Genomic DNA, 22864 nt, shown 5'->3' with positions numbered 1-22864 from the left:
GGCGCCGCGGCCGAACTCGAGTTGCCCGGTGCGACCGTCACCTTGTCACCGCAGGCCGTGAGGCCCGCAATCACCAGGAGCCCGGTGAATATCGAACGAGATACCTTTTGCATCTTACCCCCTAATCAAAGAAGTGATGCTGTGAACATGGACCTGCAAATCGCGGCGTCGCAACAGACACCATGTGCCACTTCCAACACACAGCCGTCCCGCGATTGAGACGACTTGGAGACTGTGGCAACGCCTCCGAAGTAACAGGACACACTTCGCCCTATTGGATGCGAACGGCTGAAGATAGGCCCTGGACGAGGGGCGGTCAACCCGAAGAACTGCCAATTTCGCCACCGTCTTCCAATACCGGACCCACCGGCGACTCACCCCCCGCCCCGGCACTCCGCCTTACGACGACCCGCCGCCGAGAGGGTAAAATACCCCGCACGCCCGCCCCCCTGCTATGGCGTTCCGTCACAATCCGGTCGTGATCTCCCCACGATCGACGTGAGACCGCTCACCAACTCTAGAAAACGTAAGTTTATGGCCCGATTGCACCGACCTTTAGATTCTACCTATTGAGGGTAGAACTCCGATCCCCGCCGCCGCCCACGCCCGGCCCCCTGCTCCCGCTCCGACCAGACGCGCCATGGCACTCCCGTCGCACGACGTCCGCACCCGCGACAAGGCCCGCATTCCCCCGGGGCAGACGCGCACGGAAAAATGGCCGGTCCTCCACTACGGCAACGTCCCCCACGTGGATCTCGCCACCTGGCGGTTCGAAATCTCGGGCCTGGTGGACGAGCCGCACGCGTGGACGTTCGACGAACTCATGGCCATGCCGCAGGAAGACACCCTCTGCGACATCCACTGCGTGACCCGCTGGAGCCGCCTCGACAACCGGTTCACGGGCGTGCCGGTGCAAGCCCTGCTCCAACAGGTGAAGCCCAAGCCCACCGCGGCGTACGTCCTGATCCACGCCGAGCAAGGATTCACGACCAATCTTCCCCTGAGCGACCTGGACCGGCCGGGCAATCTGCTGGCCGCCTACCACGACGGCCGCCCCCTGTCGCCCGACCACGGCTGGCCCCTGCGCCTGGTGGTGCCCCACCTGTACTTCTGGAAGAGCGCCAAGTGGGTGCGGGGATTGGAGTTCCTGCCCCACGACGAGCCCGGATTCTGGGAGCGCAACGGCTACCACATGCGCGGCGACCCCTGGCAAGAAGAGCGGTATAGCAGTTTCGATATCCAGCAGTGGATGATCAACCGCTTCCGCAACGCTTCCAAGTAGCGCCGGCGTCGTGACGCGCATCTACCCGCCCCGCCCGCGAGAGGTCGCCCCCTCCACCCGCGACCTGCGCGCCGAGTTGAACGCCGAGCAGTGGGCGGCCGCCTCGCACGGCAGCGGCCCGCTGCTCATCATCGCCGGTGCGGGCACCGGCAAGACACGAACCCTGGTGTACCGGGTGGCGCACCTCATAGACAGCGGCGTGGGCGCCGAGCGGATTCTGCTGCTCACCTTCACCCGCCGCGCCGCCCACGAGATGCTGTCCCGCGCCGAGCGGCTGGTGGGCTCGGCCACGGCCCGCGTGCAGGGCGGCACCTTTCACAGCACCGGCCACCGCCTGCTCCGCCAGTTCGGCGCGGCCGGCGGGCTGCCGTCGGACTTCACGATCATGGACCAGGGGGACGCAGAGGACCTGATCCAGCTCTCCCGCGCCCACCTGGGGTACGCCCAGAAGAACAAGCGCTTTCCCAAGAAGGAGACGCTGCACCACGTCTACTCCCGCCACATCAACACCGAGCAGGCCATAGAAGAGATTCTCTATCAGGATTTCCCGCGGTTCGTGGACTACACCGGCGACATCACGCGCATCTTCGCCGACTATACCAGCCGCAAGACCGACCGGAACCTGGTGGACTACGACGACCTGCTGCTCTTCTGGGCGCTGCTGCTCGAGCAGTCCGAGGCCCTGGCCGCGCGCATCGCCGGGCAGTACGACCACATTCTGGTGGACGAGTACCAGGACACGAACCTGCTGCAGGCGCGCATCCTGCGCGGCATGTGCCGCGGCCACCAGAACCTGAGCGTGGTGGGCGACGACGCGCAGAGCATCTATTCGTTTCGCGGCGCCAACTTTCGCAATATTCTCGAATTCCCCGGGCAGTATCCGGGCACGCGGCTGGTCACGCTGGAGCAGAACTACCGGTCCACACAGCCCATTCTCGACGCCACCAACACGCTCATCTCGCGGGCCGAGGAGCGGTTCACCAAGAACCTGTGGACGTCGCGGGCGGGCGGGGAGAAGCCGTGGCTGGTGACGGCGCGCGACGAGCAGCAGCAGACGCGGTTCGTGGTGGATCGCGTACTCGAGCTGCACGAGATGGGCACGCCCCTGCGCGAGATCGCGGTGCTGTTCCGCGCCGGCTACATGAGCGCCGATCTGGAAATCGAACTCACCAACCGCAAGATCCCGTTCGAGAAGTGGGGCGGACTCAAGTTTCTCGAAGCGGCGCACGTGAAGGACGTGCTGGCCTTTCTGCGCGTGCTGGACAACCCGCGCGACGAGGTGAGCTGGTACCGCATCTTCATGCTGATGCCGGGCATTGGCGACGTGACGGCGCGGGCGATCATCGAATCGATGGCGGAACGGGCGTGGGACCCCGACGCATTCACGCACTTCGTGCCCCCGCCGAGGGCGCGCGACGCCCACCAGTCGCTGTCCACGCTGCTGCGATTGCTGCGCCGCGCGAGCGACGACGCCGGCGAACTCGGCGCGCAGATCGACGCCATCCGCCACCTGTACGACGACATCCTGCGCGAGCGGTATGATCGACCGGATCCTCGGCTCGCGGATCTCGACCAATTGCGGACCATCGCCGCCGGCTACCCCAGCCGCTCGGCGTTCCTGGCGGCGCTGGCGCTCGACCCGCCGTCGAACACGCAGGACCTGGCCACGGGATCGAGCGAGGCGGAGGACGATGCCCTGGTGCTCAGCACGGCCCACTCGGCCAAAGGCAAGGAGTGGGACGCGGTGTTCGTGATCTGGGCCGTGGATGGGTGGATTCCGCTGGCCCGCGCCGCCGAGAGCGATGACGAATTGGAAGAAGAGCGGCGCCTGTTGTACGTGGCGATGACGCGGGCGCGGAACCACCTGGCCGTGAGCTACCCGCTCAACGTGTACTCGTCGCGGCGGAGCATGGACTATTCGATGGACCAGTTATCGCGGTTCATCGACCGCGGGGTGCGCGAGCAGATGGAGCGCGTGGTGCTGGGCGACGACGCGAAGCCCGACCCCACGGCGGCGCCGCCAACGCCGGACTCGCCAATCGACCTCCGGGCGCTGTTACGGGGCCGGTTTGGCGGGGGCGGGAGTGGGGCCGGGGGCGGGAGTGGAACCGGCGGCGGGAGCGGGGTGGGTTGAGGCCCAGTCCCGGAGCGCGCCGAATGGATCGTCGGGGCGCGACTTGGCGATGGTGATCACCTGCGCGATGGCCCGGCGGGGATCGTCGTCCTCGAACCGGTAGACATCGTCGAAGAAGTCGAGATCGGTGAGGTAGATGCGCTGCGCGAGCAGTGTGGCGTTATCGAGCCGGGCACGATCGAGGTAGCGTGTGTCGATGGTGCGGAGCTGCGGCCCCACCTCGGCGACCAACTCCTGGCGCGCGCGCGCATAGACCGTGTCGTGCGCGGCGATGCGCGCCGCAATGCTCTCCGGGTGCGCACGGTAGGCAGAATCGACGGCGTGATACACGCGGTCCCAGAACCGGCCGAGCACTTTCTCGTCGTCCCAGCGCTGGGCGGCGAGGCGGGCCGTGGCGGTGTCGCCGCGCGACCGGAAGAACTGCTCCGAGCCGCGCGCGCCGGCGAAGTTGGCGAACGATTCGTTGAAGACCGCCTGGTTGGCGGCGTAGAAGGTGTTGTGGGTGAGTTCGTGGATGACCGTGTTGGCAAGGCCAAGCGAGTCGTCTTGGAGCGAGGTGGAGAGGAGCGGGTCGTTGAAGAAGCCGAGGGTGCTGAAGGCCGGCGAGGGACGCAGGTAGGCGTCGAACCCGTCGGCATCGAGCCGCTTGGCCGCGGCGCGGGCGGCGGCGAAGTCGAAGAAGCCTTTGTAGGGCACGCGGCCAACGATGGGGAACCACCAGGTGACGGGTTCGAGGCGGTCGCGGTAGGCCCCGGAGAGCACGAGGACGAGCGTGTCGTGCTGGAGGCGGGAGTAGGTGGTGAAGCTCTGTTTGGCGGCGAGGCCGAGCGATTCGGCGGCAAAGGCACGCGCGGCGAGCACGATGCGCAACTTGGCGCGCACGGTGGGCGCCGTGGCAGAGTCGGCGACGAGCGCGGCGATGGGATGGCGGTGGGCGAGGATCCGGCCCTCTTCCCAGGCAGCGCGGACGAGGTAGCGACCGGTGGGCGACAGCGCGAAGTACGCGAAGACGGCGAGAAGGAAGGTGAGGAAAACGCGGAGAGCGATGGTCCGAAGGCGCACGGAAGCGAGAGTGAGAGGAAACGGCGACAACTACAATTTGAACGTCTATAAACATCTATCGTTCATAGATTTACACGGCATCCAAGTCGTTTTGACGCCCCTTCGGCGGGGAGCTATCTTGCGACCGATGTCCTTTGTACACCTCCACTGCCATTCCGAGTACTCGCTACTCGACGGTGCCAACCGGATCGGCGACCTGATCCGGCGGGCGCAGGAATTCGAGCAGCCCGCGCTGGCGATTACCGACCATGGGAATCTGCACGCGGCGTGGGATTTCCAGGAGAAGGCCAAGAAGGCGGGGGTGAAGCCGATCATCGGGATGGAGGCGTACGTGGCGCCGGGGGACCGCCGGGCGCGGGCGCGTGGGCCGAACGGCAAGGCGTATTACCATCTGGTGCTACTGGCCCGCGACCTCGTGGGCTACAAGAATCTCTGCAAGCTGTCGTCGTTGGCGTACACCGAGGGATTCTATTCTCGGCCGCGGGTGGACCGCGAGCTGCTGGCGCGGTACCACGAGGGGATCATCGTGTCGTCGGCGTGTCTGGCGGGGGAGATCGCGACCCACCTGCAGGCGAACGATCTCGACGCGGCGCGGGAAACGGCACACTGGTACGCGAACCTGTTCCGCGACCGCTACTACCTCGAGGTCCAGGCTCACGATTCCGAGGGGCAGGCCCAGCTCAACGAGCGCGTGTTCGCGCTGGCCCGCGAGGTGGGCCTGCCGGTGGTCGCGACCAACGACGCGCACTTCCTGACACAGGCCGATCACGACGCGCACGACGTGCTGCTGTGCATCGGGCTGGGCAAGGACCGGGAGTCGCGCGACCGGATGCGGTACGACAAGGGACTGTACTTCAAGAGCGCACCCGAGATCGCGGAGCGCTTTCCGGGGCGCGCCGACGTGCTGGCCAACACGCTGGCGATTGCCGACCAGGTGGACGTGGCGTTCACCAAGAAGTACCACGTGCCGTCGTTCCCGCTTCCGGCGGGGGTGGCATCGGAGAACGAGCTGCTGATGCGGCTGGCCGAGGCGGGGGCCAGGGACCGGTACGGCGACCCGCTGCCCGAGGTGGCGCAGCAGCGGTTGACCTACGAGCTGGACGTGATCACGAAGACCGGGTACGCCGGATACTTTCTGATCGTATACGACTTCATCAAAGCGGCGCGCGACCGCGGCATCCCGGTGGGTCCGGGGCGCGGTTCGGCGGCGGGCTCGCTGGTGGCGTACGCGCTCCGGATCACCGACGTGTGCCCGCTCAAGTACGACCTGCTGTTCGAGCGATTCTTGAATCCGGAGCGCGTGTCGATGCCCGACATCGACGTGGACTTCTGCTTCGAGCGGCGGGGCGAGGTGATCGAGTACGTGCGCCAGAAGTACGGGCGCGAGTCGGTGGGCCAGATCGTGACGTTCGGCACCATGAAGTCGCGGGCCGCGATCAAGGACGTGGGCCGCGTGCTGGGGTTCACGCCCGCCGAGACCGATGCGCTGGCCAAGCTCGTGCCCAACCAGCCGAACTACTCGCTCACGGTGAAGGACGCGGTGGAGAAGGTAGCCGACGTGAAGAAGCTCTACCGCGACGACGAGCGGTACCGGCAGCTGCTCGACTACGCGATGGCGCTCGAAGGGCTGTCGCGCCACACCGGGGTGCACGCCGCGGGTGTGGTGATCGCGCCGGGACCGTTGGACGACTACGTGCCGGTGTGCACGCAGGCCTCCAAGGGCGCCGGCGCCGCCAGCGACGAGCCGGTCGTGGTCACGCAGTACGACATGGGGGCGCTCGAGGCGGTGGGCATGCTCAAGATCGACTTTCTCGGGCTGACCACGCTGACGGTGATCAAGGACGCGCTGGACGCGATCGAGGGGACGACCGGCACGCGCCCCGATCTGAATGCGATCGACGACGCCGATCCGCGCGTCTACCAGATGCTGCGGGCCGGCCGCACGGTGGGCGTGTTCCAGTTCGAATCGCCGCTGGCCACGGACATGCTGCGCGGCATGCGCTGCGACCGGTTCGAGGATCTCGTGGTTTCGAACGCGCTGATGCGCCCCGGCACGCTCGACTCCGGCATGCACCGCGTGTATCAGCGGCGCAAGCGCGGGGAGGAGGCGGTGACCTACGCGCTGCCCGAGCTGCAGGCGCTGCTCGAGCCCACGTACGGGGTGATCACCTACCAGGAGCAGCTGATGCGCATCGCCCAGCTGCTGGCCGGGATCTCGCTGGGCGAAGCCGACGTGCTGCGCAAGGCGGTGGGGAAGAAGGACGCCGACCTGATCAAGCAGGAACTGGGCAAGTTCGTGGAGAAGTCGGTGGCCCGCGGATACGACCGAAAGATCATCGAGGAGCTGGCCGGCCAGATCGAGACGTTCGGCCGCTACGGGTTCAACAAGTCGCACGCCGTGGCCTACTCGGTGATCTCGTACCAGACCGCGTGGCTCAAGTTGCACCACCCGGCGGAGTTCATGGCGGCGCTGCTGAGTTCGTCCATCGGCGACACCGACAGCGTGGTGAAGTTCATCAATGAAGCGCGGGAGCTGGGCATCGAGGTGTTGCCGCCCAGTGTGAACGAGTCGGGCTACAAGTTCACGGTGGTGGGCGCCAAACGGCTGCGGTTCGGGCTGGGCGCCGTTCGCAACGTGGGGCGCGGCGCGATCGAGTCGATACTCGCGGCGCGCGGCGCGAAGCCGTTCACCAATCTGTACGACCTGTGCGAACGGGTGGATTTGCGGCTCTGCAACCGGCGCGTGTTCGAGTCGCTGATCGCTTCGGGGGCGCTGGACGCGTTGGGCGGCCACCGGCAGCAGTACCTGGCGGCGCTCGACACGGCGCTCCAGGAAGCGTCGCTGGGGCAGCAGGAGCGCACGTCGGGACAGGTCTCGCTGTTCGGCGACCTGGGCGCGAGTCCTACGGGGACGACGATGGAGCGAACGCACGTGCTGCCCAACGTAGCCCCGTTGACCGAGTCCGACCGGCTGGCCAGGGAGAAGGAGATCCTCGGGTTCTACATCTCCGGCCATCCGCTGGAGCCATATCGCGTGGAATGCGAGCTGTTCGCCACGCGCACGGTGGCCGAGTTGGGCCGCTGGACGCAGGAGCCGGCCACGATCGGCTGCGTGGTGACGGCGGTGCGCCGGCAGACCAGCAAGAAGAGCGGCGCCGAGTTTGCCCGGTTGACAGTGGAGGATTTTTCGGGATCTTCGGAGGTGCTGGTGTTTCCCGAAGCGTGGCAGGCCATCGGCGACCGGGTGCGGACCGACGTCCCCGTGCTGATCGAGGGCGGGTACTCGCGACGGGACCAGGAAACGGAGCATCCAACCTTCATCGTCGCGTCGGTGAAGCCGCTGGCGGAGATCCGCGTGAGCGGACAGGTCGCCGTGGCCATCGAGTTGACGCCGGACGAAATCGTGAGCGCCGATATCATGCGAGACGTACGTTCGGTGGTGGAGGCGCATTCGACCTCGCACGCCGCCAACCCGCCGCTGGAAGTGCAGTGGCGCGACGGCGCCGGCCTGGCACGGTTCCGTTCGCGGACGCTGCGGCTGCCGGTGACGCAGGCGGCCCTCACCGATCTGCGGGCGGTGCTCGGACCCGAGCGGGTCCACCTGGTTCGCGGAGGCTGACCATGGCCACCGCCTCGCTGGAATTCGAGAAGCCGCTCGTCGAGCTGGAAAGGCAGATCGAGGAGTTGAAGCGGCTGGCCGGCGAGCGCCAGATGGACGTGGCCACCGAACTGGTGCCGCTCGAGAAGAAGCTCGCCGAGCTGCGCGGCGAGATCTACAAGAACCTCACCCCGTGGCAGCGCGTGCTGGTGGCGCGCAGCAACAAGCGGCCGTTCACGCTGGACTACCTGCGGCTGGCGTTCACCGACTTCGTGGAACTGCACGGCGACCGGTTGTTCCGCGAGGATCCGGCGATCGTGGGCGGGTGGGCGCGGCTGGACGGCGAATCGGTGATGGTGATCGGCCACCAGCGGGGGCGCGACACCAAGGAAATCGTGCGGCGCAACTTCGGCATGCCGCACCCCGAGGGGTACCGCAAGGCGCTGCGGCTGATGAAGCTGGCCGAGAAGTTCCACGTGCCGGTGATCAACTTCATCGACACGATGGGGGCATGGGCCGGCCTGGGGGCCGAGGAGCGCGGCCAGTCGGAAGCGATCGCACACAACCTGTTCGAGATGAGCCGGCTGGAAGTGCCGATCCTGGCCACGGTGATCGGGGAGGGCGGATCGGGCGGCGCGCTGGGCCTTGGCGTGGCCGACCGGGTGATGATGTTGGAGAACTCGGTATATTCCGTCATCTCCGTGGAAGGATGCGCGGCCATCCTGTGGAAGGACGGCAAGAGCCCGGAAATGCGGGAGAAGGCCGCGTCGGCGCTCAAGATCACGGCCGCCGATCTGTACGAGCTGCGCGTCATCGACGAGATCATCCCCGAACCGCCCGGCGGGGCCCACGCCGACTACGAGACCACCGCCGCATCCGTCAAGGAGGCACTCATGCGCAACCTCGACGACCTGCGCCGTCTCAAACCGGACAAGCTGGTGCGCCGCCGCCGCGAGAAATTCCTGCGGATGGGTCAGTTTCTGGAGTAGGTGTGGCGCATCTCATCGAAGTCGCATTCAAGGGCAACCGCAAGGACTTCTTCATCTGGGAGCAGGACGAGATCCCGCCGCTCAAGGCGCCGGTCGTCGTCGAGGCCGACCGGGGTGAAGACGTGGGACGCGTGCACGCCGTGGGCGAGCAGGCGGCCAGGCGCAACGCGGGCGCCTCGCACGGATACGGATCGGCACTCCCGGCGCGCCGGGCGCGCCGGCTGGCCGGCACGGAGGACCTGCGCCGGCTCGCCGAGTTGCGCGATCAGGACGACGAAGCGCGCCGCCGCGCCCAGGAGCGCGTGAAGGCCAACGATCTGCCCATGAAAGTGTCCGATGCCGAGTGGCAGTGGGACCGCAAGAAGCTGACGTTCTACTTCACGGCCGACAAACGCGTCGACTTCCGCAATCTGGTGCGCGAATTGGCCTCGACGTTCCGCACGCGCATCGAACTCAAGCAGATCGGCGTCCGCGACGAGGCCAAGCGGCTGGACGGCGTGGGGCGATGCGGGCGGCAGTACTGCTCGGCGTCGTGGCTGCCCGAGTTGCTGCCGGTGAACCTGGGAGTGGCCAAGGACCAGCGGCTGTCGCTCAATCCGACGCAGATCTCGGGCGCCTGCGGGCGGCTGATGTGCTGCCTGCGCTACGAGCACGAGTTCTACGTGAAGAGTCGCAAGCGGTTCCCCAAGGAGGGGCGGCCGCTGGTGACGTCGCGGGGTGAGGAGAAGGTGTTGGCGGTGGATATCTTCCGGGAGCGCGTGACGTTGCGCGGCGTGGACGGTGAACCGCGCATCGTACCCCTGGCCGAGCTGCGCGAAGACGTGGCGACATTCGACCCGAACGCGGCCTGGCTGCGCGCGCGCCCGGTTGATGCCGAAGCGCCGGAACTGGTGAGCGCCGATCGTGAAGCGGACGCGGCACTGGAATCCGAGCCGGCCGATGAGCCCGCACCGTCCGCGGCGGCCGACGAGCCTCCAGCCGTGGAGCCGGCGTCGTCCGAGGCTGCGCCGGGCGTCGAGGCGGGAGCGGCCCCGAGCGGGGAGCGCCGTCCGCACCGCCGCCGTGGCCGCCGCGGCGGCCGGCGGAACCGCGGGGGGCCGGGCTCCACCGGCCCCGGCCCGTCTTCATCCGGAGCGTAAGTGCCCCAATTCTACCTCACGACGGCCATCGACTACGCCAACGGCGAGGCCCATCTGGGACACGCCCTGGAGAAGATCGGCGCCGACGCCATCGCGCGGTACCGGCGGCTGCGCGGCGACGACGTGCACTTCCTGATGGGAATGGACGAGCACGGCCAGAAGGTGGCGCAGGCGGCCGTGGCGCAGGGCGTGCAGCCGCAGGCATTGGTGGATCGGATCGCGGCGTCGTTCGAGGCGGTGTGGGCCCGGCTCGACATCTCCTACGACCAGTTCATCCGCACCACGCAGCCCGCCCACAAGGCGGGCGTGCGAGCGTTGATCCTGCGCATCCACGAGCTGCACCCCGACGATTTTTTCGAGAAGACATATGAAGGGTGGTACTGCGTGGGATGCGAACTGTTCAAGCGCGACGACGAGATCGTGGATGGGAAGTGCGTCGTCCACCCGACCCGGGCATTGCAGTGGACGCAGGAGCGCAACTGGTTCTTCCGCCTCACGCGTTATGAGGATTTTTTAAAGACCTGGTTCGCCGAGCACCCGGGCTTCCTGCGCCCCGAGACGCGGCGCAACGAGATCCTGTCGCTGCTCGAGCAGGGGCTGGAGGACATCTCCATCACGCGGTCGCGGCTGGCCTGGGCCATCCCGTTCCCGATCCCGACGAGCGACGGCGAGGAACAGGGCACGTGGGTCTGGTTCGACGCCCTGCCCAACTACCTCACCGCCACCGGCTATCCCGACCCGTCGTACGCGCGGCGGTGGCCGGCGCAGCTGCACGTGATCGGCAAGGACATCACGCGGCTGCACTGCGTGATCTGGCCGGCGATGCTCAAGGCGGCGGAGTTGGCGCTGCCCGAGGCGGTGTGGGCGCACGGCTTCGTGTCGCTGGGCGGCGAGCGCTTCAGCAAATCGGCCGGCGTGAAGCTCGAACTCGCGGACGCGATCGACCGGTTCGGACCGGACGCGTTCCGGTATTTCCTGACCCGCGAGGTGCCCTTTGACGGCGACGGCAGCTTCTCGTGGGAGCGGTTCGAAGACCGGTACAACGCCGACCTGGCCAACGCGTGGGGAAACCTGGCGAGTCGAACGATCGCCATGGTGGACCGCTACCGCGGGGGCGTGGTGCCAACGGCGCCGCGCGGCCCGGTGGACGAGGCCGACGCCGCGGACTACGCCGCCTATCACGCCGCCATGGACGGGGCGCTGGGCTACCCGCTGCACGAGGCGCTGCGAGCCGTGTGGCTCACCGTGGCCCGCGGCAACGAGTACGTGGACCGGCAGGCGCCGTGGAAGCTGGCCAAGGATCCGACACTCGCCGGAGCACTCGACGTCGCGCTCGGCACGCTCATCCGCCAGTTGGCGCGCCAGTGCGTGGCGCTCCAGCCTTTCATGCCGGGCAAGGCGCAGGTGCTGTGGAAGCAGTTGGGCGGCCCCGGCGCGGTGGCCGATCAGCGGTTCGCGGAGTTCGACGCGCTCGACCCGGCCGGTTGGCGGGTGACGAAGGGCGATCCGCTGTTCCCGAAGCCCGAGCGCACCAGCTAGGGTGCGTGCCACCGGGGATGCGCGGACGGGGAACTCCGGTGGAGTTCCCCGTCGTGCGCTGCGCCCGGCCTTACGCTCAGAAGGTCACGCCAAAGGTGATGGGCAGCATCTGCCGCGACGCGCCGGTGTGGGCGATGTAGTAGTACCGCATCTCCACGAAGTAATGCATGTCGCCGAGCTGCCACTCGTAGCCGCCGCCGAAGTTCAGCCCCAGATCGTTCTCGCTGTTGACGCCGATGTAGCTGCTCACGTGGTTGAGGCCGACGCCGCCGATGAAGTACGGCACGTCGCCGGTGGCCGCCGTGGGAAGCACGGCATTGACCATGAGCATGGTGACGTTCTGGTTGACCAGCGAGTTCTTGCCGCTGAAGCCGCTGTAGGCGATCTCGCCGCGCAGCGCCACGGGCGATCCCTCGGGCGTGCCCTGCGCGAACCCGTTGATGATGTAGCCGGTCTGCACGGCGCGGCTGAGATCGCTGAGCGGAATATTGAGGCCCGCGGAGGCACCGAAATGCACGGCCGGTTCCAGCTGTTGGGCATGGGCCGGCGGGGCAGCAAAGGCGAGCGTGGCAGCGGTGGTCGCGAAAATCACGAGGCGTGATGCCTTCATGTGGGCTCCTGAGCTGAGGGTCGATCGCGCCGCAGCGGGGCGGCGGCCGGCGCGCCGATGGAAACTAGCGGCGGGCACGACAGGCGAAAGCGGGAGGCCTCGTTCGAGACCTCCCGCTTACGCTACCCCGGAACCCGTCAGGTGTTACGCGTTGCGATCCAGGCAGGCATCGCCGGCGACGGGATTGTTCTGTTCGTCGATCGTGATCGGGAAGTTGACGTCCGTGCCCACGACGCCGCCTGCCGCGCCCTGATAGTTGCCGGTCGGGAACACCGACTCGGCGCTCCGCCCATACTGCCGGATCAGCCGGCGCATGTCGCCCAGCCGGTGCCCAGTCAGGAACAACCAGTACGCCCGCTCGTGGAACAGCAGGTTCACGCGCCCGTCGGCCGTGCCCGGGTCGGTGAGCGGCGGCAGCGCCGCGGGCGTGGACTGGCCCGCCTGCGTATACGGGATGCGGTTGGCGATGGTCAGGTTGCTGCGCAGTGCATTCAGCGTGCTGATCATGCCCGCCGGGTCCCCGGTGTGCAGCTGGTTCTCGGCAATGATGAGTTGGGCTTCGATGCCGTCGGCCAGCACGACCGGCGAGGCCTGACCCGGATACTTCTGCTGGTAGAAGGCTGCCGACTGGCCATCCTGACCGATGCCGGAGTGGTTGAAGCGGATGCGCCAATCGCCCGTGGTGCCGGCGACGTTCATGCCTTCGGTGCGGAAGGGCAGCCCGTTCGTGCCGTCCATGTCGGCCACGGCGTAGCGCTTGCTCAGCGGCCCGACGTTGACGTAGACGCCATTGTTCTCACGGTTGCTGTTGGTGGAGGTGTAGACGAAGTACTGGAAGCCGACCGGAACATTGGCCACCGCGGCGGCGGCCCCGGCGTAATCGCCCTTGTCGAGCAGGGCGCGTCCCTTGCCGACGTCGGCCAGGTACGCCTGGTTGGAGCCGGGGGCGGCGATCGCGAGCGCGGAATCGAACTGCGCGATCGCGAGGGCCAACGTCTGAGCGCCGGTCTGCGCGGCGCCGTAGGTCGCGGCGCCGTTCACGAAATTGCTATAGGCGACGCCGTTGCACCAATCCTCCTCGAACATGATGTAGTTGAACCCGTCGAGCGCGTGGAGTTCCGCGTTGCGCGGATCGCTGGCTGCGTACGTCCCGAAAGCCGACGTCGCGCGTTCCAGCGACGCCCGGGCCAGGTGCATCTGGCGGTACCAGGTGTTGACCGTGCTGTTGGTGACCTCCGTGTTCCGCTGGTCCACCTCGATGCGCGTGGGGAAGGTGTCGATGTCGCGGAGTTCGTCGGTCATGAGGCCGGGGAGCGTGATCGACCCGTCCACGGCCGTGAGTTCCGCCTGGAAATCCGCCAGGCCGCCGGCATAGAGCACCGGGAGGCCCGAGACGCTCGCGACCGAGGCCGGGGTGGCCACGTCCACGTCGTTCACTTTGAGCACTTTGTCGAGATTGCAGGCCGTGGCCGCGAGTCCACCGAGCGCGAGGGCGCTCAGCGACGCGATGCGGCGCCACGTGCGGTGCGATGCAGTGGTCATCATTCGTCTGTCGCTCATGATATGGGTGGGTGGTTAGAAGCTGATGTCGAGACGCGTCGTCCAGATGCGGAGCGGCGCCTGGGTCAAGAAATCGGTCGTGGAGAAGCCCGACGGGCTCAGCGAGTTCAGTTCAGGGTCGAAGCCCTTGTACTTGGTCCACGTGTGCAGGTTGCGGCCCGCAAAGGTGAGCGAGAGGCCAGCAGCGTTGACCCGGTGCGCCCACGCCGTGGGCAGCGTGATCGTGGCCGAGACTTCGCGGAGCTTGGTGAAATCGCCGGGCTGGATATAGCCCCAACTCGAGCCCTCGAGCTTGGCGATCGCCGCCGCCTGATCGGCCAGGGCCGCGTGCGGGTTGTTGACCTCGGGACAGCTGTTGAACGCCGACGAGGTGCAGCGGAACTCCTGCGTCTCGTTGTAGACGTAGAAGCCGCCGCGATAGTCGAAGAGCGCGGAGAGCCTGAGATTGCGGAACACCGTGAATGACGGCGAGACGGTGAGTGTCTTCGTGGGCAGGGCGCTCCCCCGGTACTGGGGGGTGGCGCTGAGCACGACTTCGCAGGCCGGGCCACCGACCACGACCGGCTGCCCCGCGCAGTTGGCGCGGCTGAGAATGCCGTCGCCATTGAGATCCTTGTACGACAGGATTGCGCGCTGCCAGTAGCCGCCCAATGGGTAGCCCTGGACGTGCATCTGCTCACCGTTGTTGAACGTGATCGGTGGGATGCCGGCGCCCAGTTGGAGGAGGCGGTTGGTGTTGGTCGAGGCCGACGCGTCGAGATCGAACTTGAAGTCGCGGCGGTCGACGACGCTCGCGTCGAGCTGGAGTTCATTCCCGCCGTTGTAAACCTCGCCGAGGTTCACGAACTGCGTGCTGCTCACGCCGAGCGACGGGGCCAGGGTCTGGGCGATGAGGGCGTCGCGCGTGGTCTTGCTGTAGTGCGTATACGTGAGGCTCACGCGATCGCTCAACAAGCCGAGGTCGGCGCCGAACTCCGTCTCTGTTGAGATTTCCGGTTTGAGGTTGGCGTTGCCGGTGCCGCCAACGACCACGGCGGTGAGTTCCGTGGCGCCCGGCGCAGCCACCGCCGCGCCGCTGAGATACGTATCCGCCTGGCGGAATCCGGGCCTCTGCCCCGACACGCCGTAGGCACTGCGCAGGCGGAGCGAACTGAGCCAGTCGTGGTTGCCGAAGTGGTCACGGAAGAAAGGCTCTTCGGACAGGACCCACGAGGCGCTGATGGCGGGGTAATACGCGAGCTTGAAGTTCGAGCCGAACGCGCTGTTCTCGTCGCCGCGGACGCCCCCGGTGATGAACACGCGGTCTTTCCACGCCAACTGCTCGTGGACGTAGCCGCCAACCGTGATCACGGTCTGGTTGCTCTCGCCGATATTCTTGTTGGCACTCGCGGTGGCGAGCGACGCCGTGCCGGGCACCAGTTGCGTGCCGCTGGCAGACGTGGTGTGCTGTTGCTCGTTGACGTACTGGCCGCCGATGGTCGTGGACGTGGTGATGTCAGACCAATGCGGAAGCGGGTGCGTTGCGACGAGGTTCCCCTGCGCCGAATAGTCCATGTTCTGGCCCCGAACCTGGGTGGCCGAGCCATTGATCAGCGACTGGTTGATCCAGGTGACGACGTTGGCGGGGTCGATGCTCTGGTCCAACATGTTGTTGACGTCCATGCCGGCCTGGCCCATGGCGGTCAACCAGTTCGTCACCTGCCACGTGGTGTTGGCGCCGCCCACGAACCGCTTGGCGTCCTGCGTGATGGGCCAGTAGTAGAACGTGTTGGGGTTGGCAGAATAGAAGCCGTGACTGAGCGTGTCACTGCGGCAGTTCGGCGGGGCGACGCCAGATGCGCAATTGAACGCCTTGCCGAGCAGGATGTTGCCCATCACGCCGTAGATGTCGTTGTCGTTCTGGGGCAGGCCGACCTGACGGTCGATGTAGTTGGCCGTGATCGTGGACTGAACGTTCGGCTTGAGCTGGGCGGTCACGTTCGACCGCAGGCTGAACCCGCGATCGTAGTTGGGGCCCGCGGTGCCCTGCGAATTGTGCATGTCGCCGCTGATGAAGTACTGGGCCGCATCGCTGCCGCCCGACGTGCTGAGCCCGAAGTCGTGGTTGCCGCCGGTGCCTTCGACGTGGTAGAACTTTTCCGGGTTGAAGCTGGCGATCGTGCCCTGGATGCACTGGCCGAGCGTGGTGCGGTCGTTGGTGCACGACCCGTTGAACGGCGCCCCCGAGGGTGTGGTGCCGATATTGAAGTAGTTGGCCGGATAGTTCGTGGGATCGACCATCGAGCCGTCCGAGGCGAAGGCGCGCCACACGGTGCTGCCGGCACGGCCGCGCTTCGTGGTGATCCGGATGACGCCGTTGGCCGCGGCGGTGCCGTAGAGCGCCGATGCCGCCGGCCCTTTGAGCACTTCCACGCTTTCGATGTCTTCCGGATTGATGTCATCGAACCGGCTGATCGTCTGGCCGCCCGTGTTCACATTGAAGGAACTGGGGCTGTTGTCCACGCGGACGCCGTCGACGATGATCAGCGGCTCGTTGGACAGCGACACCGAGTTGGCGCCGCGGATGCGGATGCGAGACGCGGTGCCCGGCTCACCAGAGTTGCCGGTTACCGTGAGGCCGGCGGTTCGGGCGGCGAGGACGTCGGTGAAGGTGGGCGCCGCCGCGAGGTTCACGTCGCTACTATTGATGATCCCCACGTCGTTGCCGTTCTCGCGCTTGCGCTCGGTACCGCCCGTCGCCGTGACCATCACCTGTTCGAGTTGCGTGGCGGTGGGGTTGAGCGCAAAGTCCGCGGTGGCTTCACCGCCGGCCGGGACCGATACGGCGATCGTCGACGCGGTGTAGCCAAGGCGGTTGACCCGTACGGTGTGCGCGCCAGCCTGGACGCCCGTGATGCGATACGTGCCGTCGTCCGCCGTGCGCGCCCCGCGCGGCGTTCCGACCACGGTGATCACCGCATTGGCCAGCGGCGTACCGGACGGCTTGTCCATCACTCGGCCCGCAATGGACCCGGTGGCTTGTGCGCTGGCGGCCGCGGCAAATACCATCGAGCCCACGAGCGCGGTGAACAACCCTCGCAGCAGCTGTCTCATCGACCGTCTCCCTCCCGCAGTGGGGAATCTCCGAACCGGGGGACAGCCGACGCGACGGTCCCACCGGTTAGGGCGGCAAGGCTCGACCGGAGCGCCGAAGCCTGCTAAACACCACCAACCGCGCGACGATCGAGAAACGTCACAGCGGTCGGTATGCTTTCCGGTAAACGGTCCATTTCTTTGTTAGTTCTTGACGACCTTGCCGCCATTCACGATATCCGGAAGAGGCCGTGGCCCAATTGCAGCAAGGGGGCCTCGATTGAGGCCCCCCAGCTTCCCTGCCGTTCGCTACATCAGTTTGGCTTGGACGGCGGCGGCTGTGTTGCACCCGGCTTCGAGAAGTCCACCGTGGGCACCTGGGTGGCCGCCTGCTCGGTGGCTTTGAAGTACTTCCGGTCTTTGGCCCCGGTCACCTTGGCCGTCAGCACGGCTGGGAATTGACGGATGTAGGCATTGTACGCCTGCACCGCGTCGTTGTAGTCGCTCCGTGCCACGGCAACGCGGTTCTCGGTGCCCGTGAGCTCGTCCTGCAACCGCAGGAAGCTCTCGTCCGCTTTGAGATTGGGATAGTTCTCGGAGATCGCGAGCAGCCGGCCGAGCGCTCCGGTCATATGCTGGTCGGCGTTTGCCATCTGCTCGGGATCCTTGCTCTGCACCGCGCCGAGCAGCCGCGCCCGGGCCTCGGCAACCGTGTCGAAGATCGCCTCCTCGTGCTGTGCGTAGCCCTTCACGGTGCTCACGAGGTTGGGAATCAGATCGGCGCGCCGCTGCAGCTGGACCTCGATCTGACTCTGCGCCGAAGACGCCTGCTCGTCCAGCTTCTGGATGGTGTTGTATCCGCAGCCGGTGGTGAGGACGATGAGCGCACCTGCGAGCCAGCGACGTTTCATGGAAGAATTCCTCGTTCCCGATGGTGAATCGACGCGCGGCCCATGCCGCCGGGCCCACGTCGGGCGGGAAGCCGGACCGCCCGTCCGGCTTCCCGCCAGCAACCCTACGAAGACTGCCCGGCCCAGGTTCCGGCCGCTACCCCTGAGCCGAGAAGCCGTCGAGGTAGTGAACCACGGCCTCCACCCCGCGCAGGTACCCGTCCAGTACGCTGGGTGCGTCTGCGGCGGCGAGCTTCTGCTCGCCGCGGACGTGCCGCACCACGCGCACGAACACCTCGGGATCCACACCGGCTGCGGAGGCGACGGCACGGCTCAACTCCACGTTGTCGCGCGACGGCGTCTGGCCGCGCAGCCGCTCCACGGCGCGGAACACGACCATGATGGTGCTCACGCTTGCCGTGAGCAGGCGGAGTTCCGCCTTATTGTCGTTGCCCGCGGCCAGCGTGCCCTGGCGCAGCGCGAGCAGCTTGCCCAGCACTTCGCGTTCGAGTTGCAGCCGCAGATCGGCCCGACTGACGCGGATGCCGTCGAACGGGGCGGGACCGTGGAGCACGCGGTGGCGCTCGAGGATGTCGGCATATTCCATGGGGAACACGTCGCTCGACTCGCGCCATTCCTCGGCGGTGAAGATGAGCGGCGGTGGATTGCCCGCTTCTCCCCAGGCGCGCACCGTGGCCGAGAGCGCACGCAGGTGCGCCACGTCGAGGTGTTCGACGATCACGAGTACGTTGTGATCCGAGCGGCTGGGTATGTGTTCGCCCGCAGCGGCCGAGCCGTAGAGCACGACCGTGTGCAATTCGGCGCCGAAAACACCGCGCAACTGAGCGACCAGGTCGTCGAGAGTCAATTTTGCCATAGCGTCACCAGGAAGAACCTCCACCGCCGCCACTGAACCCGCCACCGCCACCGAACCCGCCAAATCCTCCCCCACCGCCAAATCCACCGCCGAACCCACCCCCGCCCCATCCGCCCCGCCGGCCACCACCCATGCCCCCCAGGAACAGCAGCGGCAGGCAGCCGCTGCGCCGTCCACCGAGCAGGCTCAGCACCATGAACAGGATGAAGATGAACACCACCGGCGGAATGCCCCCGGACGACGATCCGCTGGACTGGTCAGGCGAGGGCACGGACGCGACGAGCGCGGAGTCGATGGAGAAATGGTATTCCTGCGCCATGGCCTGAGCCACGCGCATCGCCACGAGGGAGGTGCCGTTGCCATAGTCGCGGTTGCGGAAGAACCGCGACGCGGCTTCGCGGCAGATGTCCCCGGCGTCGGCGTCGGTGATGTACCCCTCGGCGCCCCGGCCCACTTCGACGCGGCACTGGCCGCTGCCGTCGGAGTTGGTCTCCTTGGGGACGATCAGAATGACGACGCCGGCGTTGCGGGTGGGATCGCCCGGCTGTCCCACGTTGCCGACCTTCCACTGGCGGCCGATCTCCAGCGCCACCTGGCTCACGTCCTGTCCGTGCAGGTCGGGGAGCGTGACGATCGCCATCTCGCCGGGCGAGTGCGTGCGTACCGCCTGGGCGAGCGCCGTCAGCGCGTCGACCGTCTGGGCGGGCAGCACGTGCGCGAAGTCGTTGACGAGCCCGACGGGGGCGGGGATCTGCAGCCCGCCGGCCTGCCACAGTCCGGCCAACCCAGCAATGAACGAGAGAAGGAACACGGAAGCTCGACGTCTCGGGAAATGGGCACGGGGCCCGTTTCGATTCTAGCGGAGCGGGAGCGCCAGGACCAGCCAAGCCCACATCCTCCGCACGTCGATGGGCCGCATTAAGTTGGTACGGAATTCGAGTCGCCGCTGTTTCTCACGGCGCCCCACTCCAGCCAACAGGTCATGCTTCGCACACGAATCGTTGTATCGCTCGGCGCACTGGCGCTGGTCGCCGCGACCACGGCGGCCGCCGGGCCCCGGCTGCAGCACCGAGGGGCGCCGAGCCCAGCCGCTCCCGATTCGATCCTCGCACGGGCCGACGCCGGCCGTATCCAGGGCTCGCCGTCGGCGTCCGTCTGGCTGGTCGAGGCGAGCGATTTCCAGTGCCCGTACTGCAAGGAGTGGCACGACGCGAGCTATGCCACCATCCTCAGGGACTACGTGAACACGGGCAAGGTACGGTTCGCGTTCGTGAACGATCCGCTGTCCATGCACGTGCATTCCGAGCAGGCCGCCGAAGCTGCGATGTGTGCGTCGGCGCAAGGGAAGTTCTGGCCCATGCACCAGCTGTTGTTCGCCACGCAGGACGCATGGGCGGAGCAGGCCGATCCGGCGGCGTTCTTCGATTCGCTGGCCGCGAAGGCGGGCGTGAACATGGTCGAGTGGCGGAACTGCGTGACCACGCACGCCACGCGTCCGATGATCCAGGCGGATCAGGCCCGGCTGCGGGCGAGCGGGGTGGAGTCCACGCCGACCTTCTTCGTGAACGGCAAGAAGATCGTGGGCGCGGCGCCCACGTCGGCCTTCGTCGCCGCGCTGGACTCGGCGCTGGCCAAGAGCGGCAAACCCTAGCCCGTGCGCGCCGCGCTCCGGCCGATCTATGCCGCCGCGGCGCAGTTGGCCCGGCTCGCGGCGGCGGCCGCGCCGGCGGGGGCCGCGGGCGGGGGGTCGAAGCTCGCGCGCGCGTTCGCGGCCCGGCGCGGCATTCGCGGCCGCTACGCGGAGTGGGGGAAGCACCGCGACTCGACGCGCCCCCTGCTCTGGATGCACGCGCCGTCGGTGGGCGAGGGGCTGCAGGCACGGCCGGTGTTGGAACGCCTGCGCGTGGCCCACCCATCGCTGCTATTAGCATATACATATTACTCGCCGAGCGCGGAACGGTTCGCGGCGGAACTGGACGTGGACTTTCGCGACTACCTGCCGTTCGACACGGCGGGCGACGCGCGCGCCGCCCTGGACGCGCTGGCTCCCCGCGCGCTGGTGTTCAGCAAGCTCGACGTATGGCCCATGATCGCGCACCAGGCGGCGCGGCGCGGGGTGCGGCTGGGGCTGGTGAGCGCCACACTCGCGGCAGACTCCTCACGGCGGCGTGCGTGGGCCGCGATCTGGTTGCGCGACGCCTATGCGGCCCTCGACGCGGTGGGCGCCATCGACGCCGACGACGCGGAGCGGCTGGTGGGGCTCGGCGTGCGGCCATCGGTCATCACGATCACCGGCGACACCCGCTACGACCAGGTGTGGGCGCGGGCGGCGCGTGTGGACCGGAATGGCCCACTGCTGGGGCCGCTGGCGTCGGACCGTCCGACGATCGTGGCCGGGTCCACCTGGCCCACCGATGAGACGCCGCTGCTGGCCGCGATCGAGGCGTGCCGGCGCCGGCAGCCGAGCATGCGGCTGATCATCGCACCGCACGAGCCGACGCCGCCGCATCTGCACGCGATCGAGCAGTGGGCGGAGCGCCACGGGTTCGCGCTGGCGCGGCTCGGTGCCGCGGGGGCGGGCTCGGCCGATGTTGTGCTGGTGGACCGGGTCGGGGTGCTCGGAGAGCTGTACGCGCTGGCCGACATCGCGTACGTGGGCGGCGCATTTCACGCGGCCGGACTGCACTCCGTACTGGAGCCGGCGGCGTTCGGGGTGCCGGTGGCTTTCGGGCCCAGGCACGAGGGCAGTCGCGACGCGCGCGTGCTGCTGGCCGCCGGTGGGGCGCGGGCGGCGCCGGGGCGCGAGGAAGTGACCGAGGTGCTGTCGGCGTGGTTGAATAGCGGAGTAATGCGCTCGGAGGCCGGACAGATGGCGCGGAACGCGGTGGAACGGGGCCTGGGAGCCGCCGAGCGCTCCGTCAGGCTGGTGGAGGGGCTACTCGCCACATGAGGTTTTCGGCTTCCCCGCGCTTATAAGCGGTGTCATCTTGTCTGGTGGGAGCCGTCCCATGGCGGCACTCGCTTTCTTGGCCGGCTTTCATGGAGTTCCGCATGAACACCCTGCGTTTTTGGGCAATCCTGGCCTCAGCAGGCCTCGTCGGAGCCTGCGCGTCTGGCGGGTCGTCGGCCGGGGCAGATACGGGGCTCACACCAATCGTTTCGCTGACCGGCGGAGGCGGGGGAGCCGCGACTTTCAAGCGAACCGGTAACTTCGCTGCCACGAGTGCCGCGAGTTCGGGGCTGTTGGCGGAGGCCCGTCCGTCGCGCGTGGACGGCACGGTGACCGTGAGGTCGGAAGGGGGCACCGACGACCAGTTCACGGTGGTCATCGAACTCAATTCGCAGCGGGGCCCGGAAGAGTTGCTCTGGACCATCGTGCCGGGCGGATGCGGGGGTGCCGACCTGCCCCTCGTGTCGCCGCGGCAGAATCCGCGGCTGAATGTCCAGACCTCGGGGGCCGCCCGTGTGACCGCCGAATTCCGCGGCACGATGACGGTGGACCAGACGTACCACGTGAACCTGTACGCGAACGACGGTACGAGTCAGACCGACGTGGTGGCCTGCGCCAATCTGCGGAGCTGAGGCTGCGCGGTGTCAGGCCGCGTGCGCGCGCTCGGTGACTACGCGGACGCGGTTCTCCACGACCTGAAGGAACCCGCCCTCGACCATGAAGCGCTTGGCGTCGGCGCCGTCGCCGACCCGTAGCTCGCCCTTGCCGAGCAGCGTCATCATCGGGGCGTGCCCGGTGAGGATGCCGAGTTGGCCGTCGAACGCGGGAGCGACCACGGAGTCCGTGGTGCCTTCGAACAGCACCGCGTCGGGCGAGATGACGGAGACGGTGAGCACGCGGTGATCCTCAGCCCTGGGCGAGCTTCTTGGCGTTGGCGATCAGGTCGTCGGCGCCGCCGGCCATGAAGAACGCCTGTTCGGGATACTGGTCGAACTCGCCGGCCACGAGCCGCTCGAACGAACTGATCGTCTCCTCGAGCTTCACGTACTTGCCCGGGATGCCGGTGAACTGCTCGGCCACGGCGAACGGCTGCGACATGAACCGCTGGATGCGGCGGGCGCGGCCGACGATCTTCTTGTCGTCTTCCGAGAGCTCGTCCATG

18 protein-coding genes are annotated in these 22864 nt (G+C 67.6%); 9 read left to right on the top strand and 9 right to left on the bottom strand.

Going from position 1 to position 22864, the window contains the following annotated elements; translation table 11 throughout:
• Nucleotides 1-640 precede the first annotated feature (640 nt).
• Nucleotides 641-1282: a sulfite oxidase-like oxidoreductase gene (locus VNF92_04610; GenBank protein ID HVA57148.1), complete on the top strand. Its 642-nt coding sequence runs from the start codon at nt 641-643 to the stop codon at nt 1280-1282.
• Between the two features lie 10 nt (nt 1283-1292).
• Entirely contained in the window at nt 1293-3416 is a 2124-nt protein-coding gene (locus VNF92_04605) for an ATP-dependent helicase (protein HVA57147.1), read from the top strand.
• Here VNF92_04605 and VNF92_04600 read toward each other — a convergent pair.
• On the bottom strand, nt 3339-4478 hold the full coding sequence (locus VNF92_04600) for an aminopeptidase (protein ID HVA57146.1): 1140 nt from the start codon (nt 4476-4478) through the stop codon (nt 3339-3341). The two genes, VNF92_04605 and VNF92_04600, sit on opposite strands and share 78 nt — an antisense overlap.
• A gap of 127 nt (nt 4479-4605) precedes the next feature.
• On the opposite strand from VNF92_04600, the gene dnaE reads away from it, so the two are divergent.
• The 4 genes from dnaE to metG are packed head-to-tail and all read left to right on the top strand — an operon-like array spanning nt 4606 to nt 11743.
• Nucleotides 4606-8097, top strand: a complete 3492-nt coding sequence (dnaE, locus tag VNF92_04595) for a DNA polymerase III subunit alpha (GenBank protein HVA57145.1) — start codon at nt 4606-4608, stop codon at nt 8095-8097.
• A 2-nt stretch (nt 8098-8099) separates the two neighbouring features.
• Nucleotides 8100-9065, top strand: coding sequence for an acetyl-CoA carboxylase carboxyltransferase subunit alpha (locus tag VNF92_04590; protein HVA57144.1), 966 nt, complete (start codon nt 8100-8102; stop codon nt 9063-9065).
• Nucleotides 9066-9067: 2 nt separating this feature from the next.
• Nucleotides 9068-10204 (top strand): regulatory iron-sulfur-containing complex subunit RicT, encoded by a 1137-nt coding sequence (ricT, locus tag VNF92_04585; GenBank protein HVA57143.1) that lies wholly within the window; start codon nt 9068-9070, stop codon nt 10202-10204.
• Nucleotides 10205-11743, top strand: coding sequence for a methionine--tRNA ligase (metG, locus tag VNF92_04580; GenBank protein HVA57142.1), 1539 nt, complete (start codon nt 10205-10207; stop codon nt 11741-11743).
• A gap of 76 nt (nt 11744-11819) precedes the next feature.
• Here the strand turns inward: metG and VNF92_04575 are convergent, their stop codons facing one another.
• The 6 genes from VNF92_04575 to VNF92_04550 all read right to left on the bottom strand — a co-directional run bounded on the left by VNF92_04575 (nt 11820) and on the right by VNF92_04550 (nt 19563).
• Nucleotides 11820-12353 carry a hypothetical protein gene (locus VNF92_04575; protein ID HVA57141.1) on the bottom strand — a complete coding sequence of 178 codons (534 nt, stop codon included), beginning with the start codon at nt 12351-12353 and terminating at the stop codon, nt 11820-11822.
• A gap of 144 nt (nt 12354-12497) precedes the next feature.
• Complete coding sequence (locus VNF92_04570; GenBank protein ID HVA57140.1) at nt 12498-13913, bottom strand: hypothetical protein; 1416 nt, start codon at nt 13911-13913, stop codon at nt 12498-12500.
• Nucleotides 13914-13928: 15 nt separating this feature from the next.
• A complete protein-coding gene (locus VNF92_04565) occupies nt 13929-17006 on the bottom strand; it encodes a SusC/RagA family TonB-linked outer membrane protein (protein HVA57139.1) in 3078 nt (1025 codons plus the stop codon).
• A 293-nt stretch (nt 17007-17299) separates the two neighbouring features.
• Complete coding sequence (locus VNF92_04560) at nt 17300-17896, bottom strand: LemA family protein (GenBank protein ID HVA57138.1); 597 nt, start codon at nt 17894-17896, stop codon at nt 17300-17302.
• Between the two features lie 136 nt (nt 17897-18032).
• Nucleotides 18033-18752, bottom strand: coding sequence for a hypothetical protein (locus tag VNF92_04555; protein HVA57137.1), 720 nt, complete (start codon nt 18750-18752; stop codon nt 18033-18035).
• 4 nt (nt 18753-18756) lie between these two features.
• Nucleotides 18757-19563: a TPM domain-containing protein gene (locus tag VNF92_04550; GenBank protein ID HVA57136.1), complete on the bottom strand. Its 807-nt coding sequence runs from the start codon at nt 19561-19563 to the stop codon at nt 18757-18759.
• A gap of 171 nt (nt 19564-19734) precedes the next feature.
• Here VNF92_04550 and VNF92_04545 point away from each other — a divergent pair, with 171 nt between their 5' ends.
• From VNF92_04545 to VNF92_04535, 3 genes are all read left to right on the top strand, one after another.
• Nucleotides 19735-20403, top strand: a complete 669-nt coding sequence (locus tag VNF92_04545; protein ID HVA57135.1) for a thioredoxin domain-containing protein — start codon at nt 19735-19737, stop codon at nt 20401-20403.
• 3 nt (nt 20404-20406) lie between these two features.
• Nucleotides 20407-21702 (top strand): glycosyltransferase N-terminal domain-containing protein, encoded by a 1296-nt coding sequence (locus tag VNF92_04540; GenBank protein HVA57134.1) that lies wholly within the window; start codon nt 20407-20409, stop codon nt 21700-21702.
• Nucleotides 21703-22031: 329 nt separating this feature from the next.
• Nucleotides 22032-22334 carry a hypothetical protein gene (locus tag VNF92_04535; protein HVA57133.1) on the top strand — a complete coding sequence of 101 codons (303 nt, stop codon included), beginning with the start codon at nt 22032-22034 and terminating at the stop codon, nt 22332-22334.
• Between the two features lie 12 nt (nt 22335-22346).
• Here VNF92_04535 and atpC read toward each other — a convergent pair whose 3' ends face one another.
• Together atpC and VNF92_04525 are read right to left on the bottom strand one after the other, a co-directional pair.
• Complete coding sequence (atpC, locus tag VNF92_04530; GenBank protein HVA57132.1) at nt 22347-22598, bottom strand: ATP synthase F1 subunit epsilon; 252 nt, start codon at nt 22596-22598, stop codon at nt 22347-22349.
• Between the two features lie 10 nt (nt 22599-22608).
• On the bottom strand, nt 22609-22864 hold a 256-nt coding region (locus VNF92_04525; protein ID HVA57131.1), incomplete at its 5' end, for a F0F1 ATP synthase subunit beta.

This window comes from Gemmatimonadaceae bacterium (assembly GCA_035533015.1).
Taxonomy (GTDB): Bacteria; Gemmatimonadota; Gemmatimonadetes; order Gemmatimonadales; family Gemmatimonadaceae; genus JAGWRI01.
The sequence above is the reverse complement of the archived record's forward strand: the minus strand, read 5'-3'. Positions and strand labels throughout refer to the sequence as shown.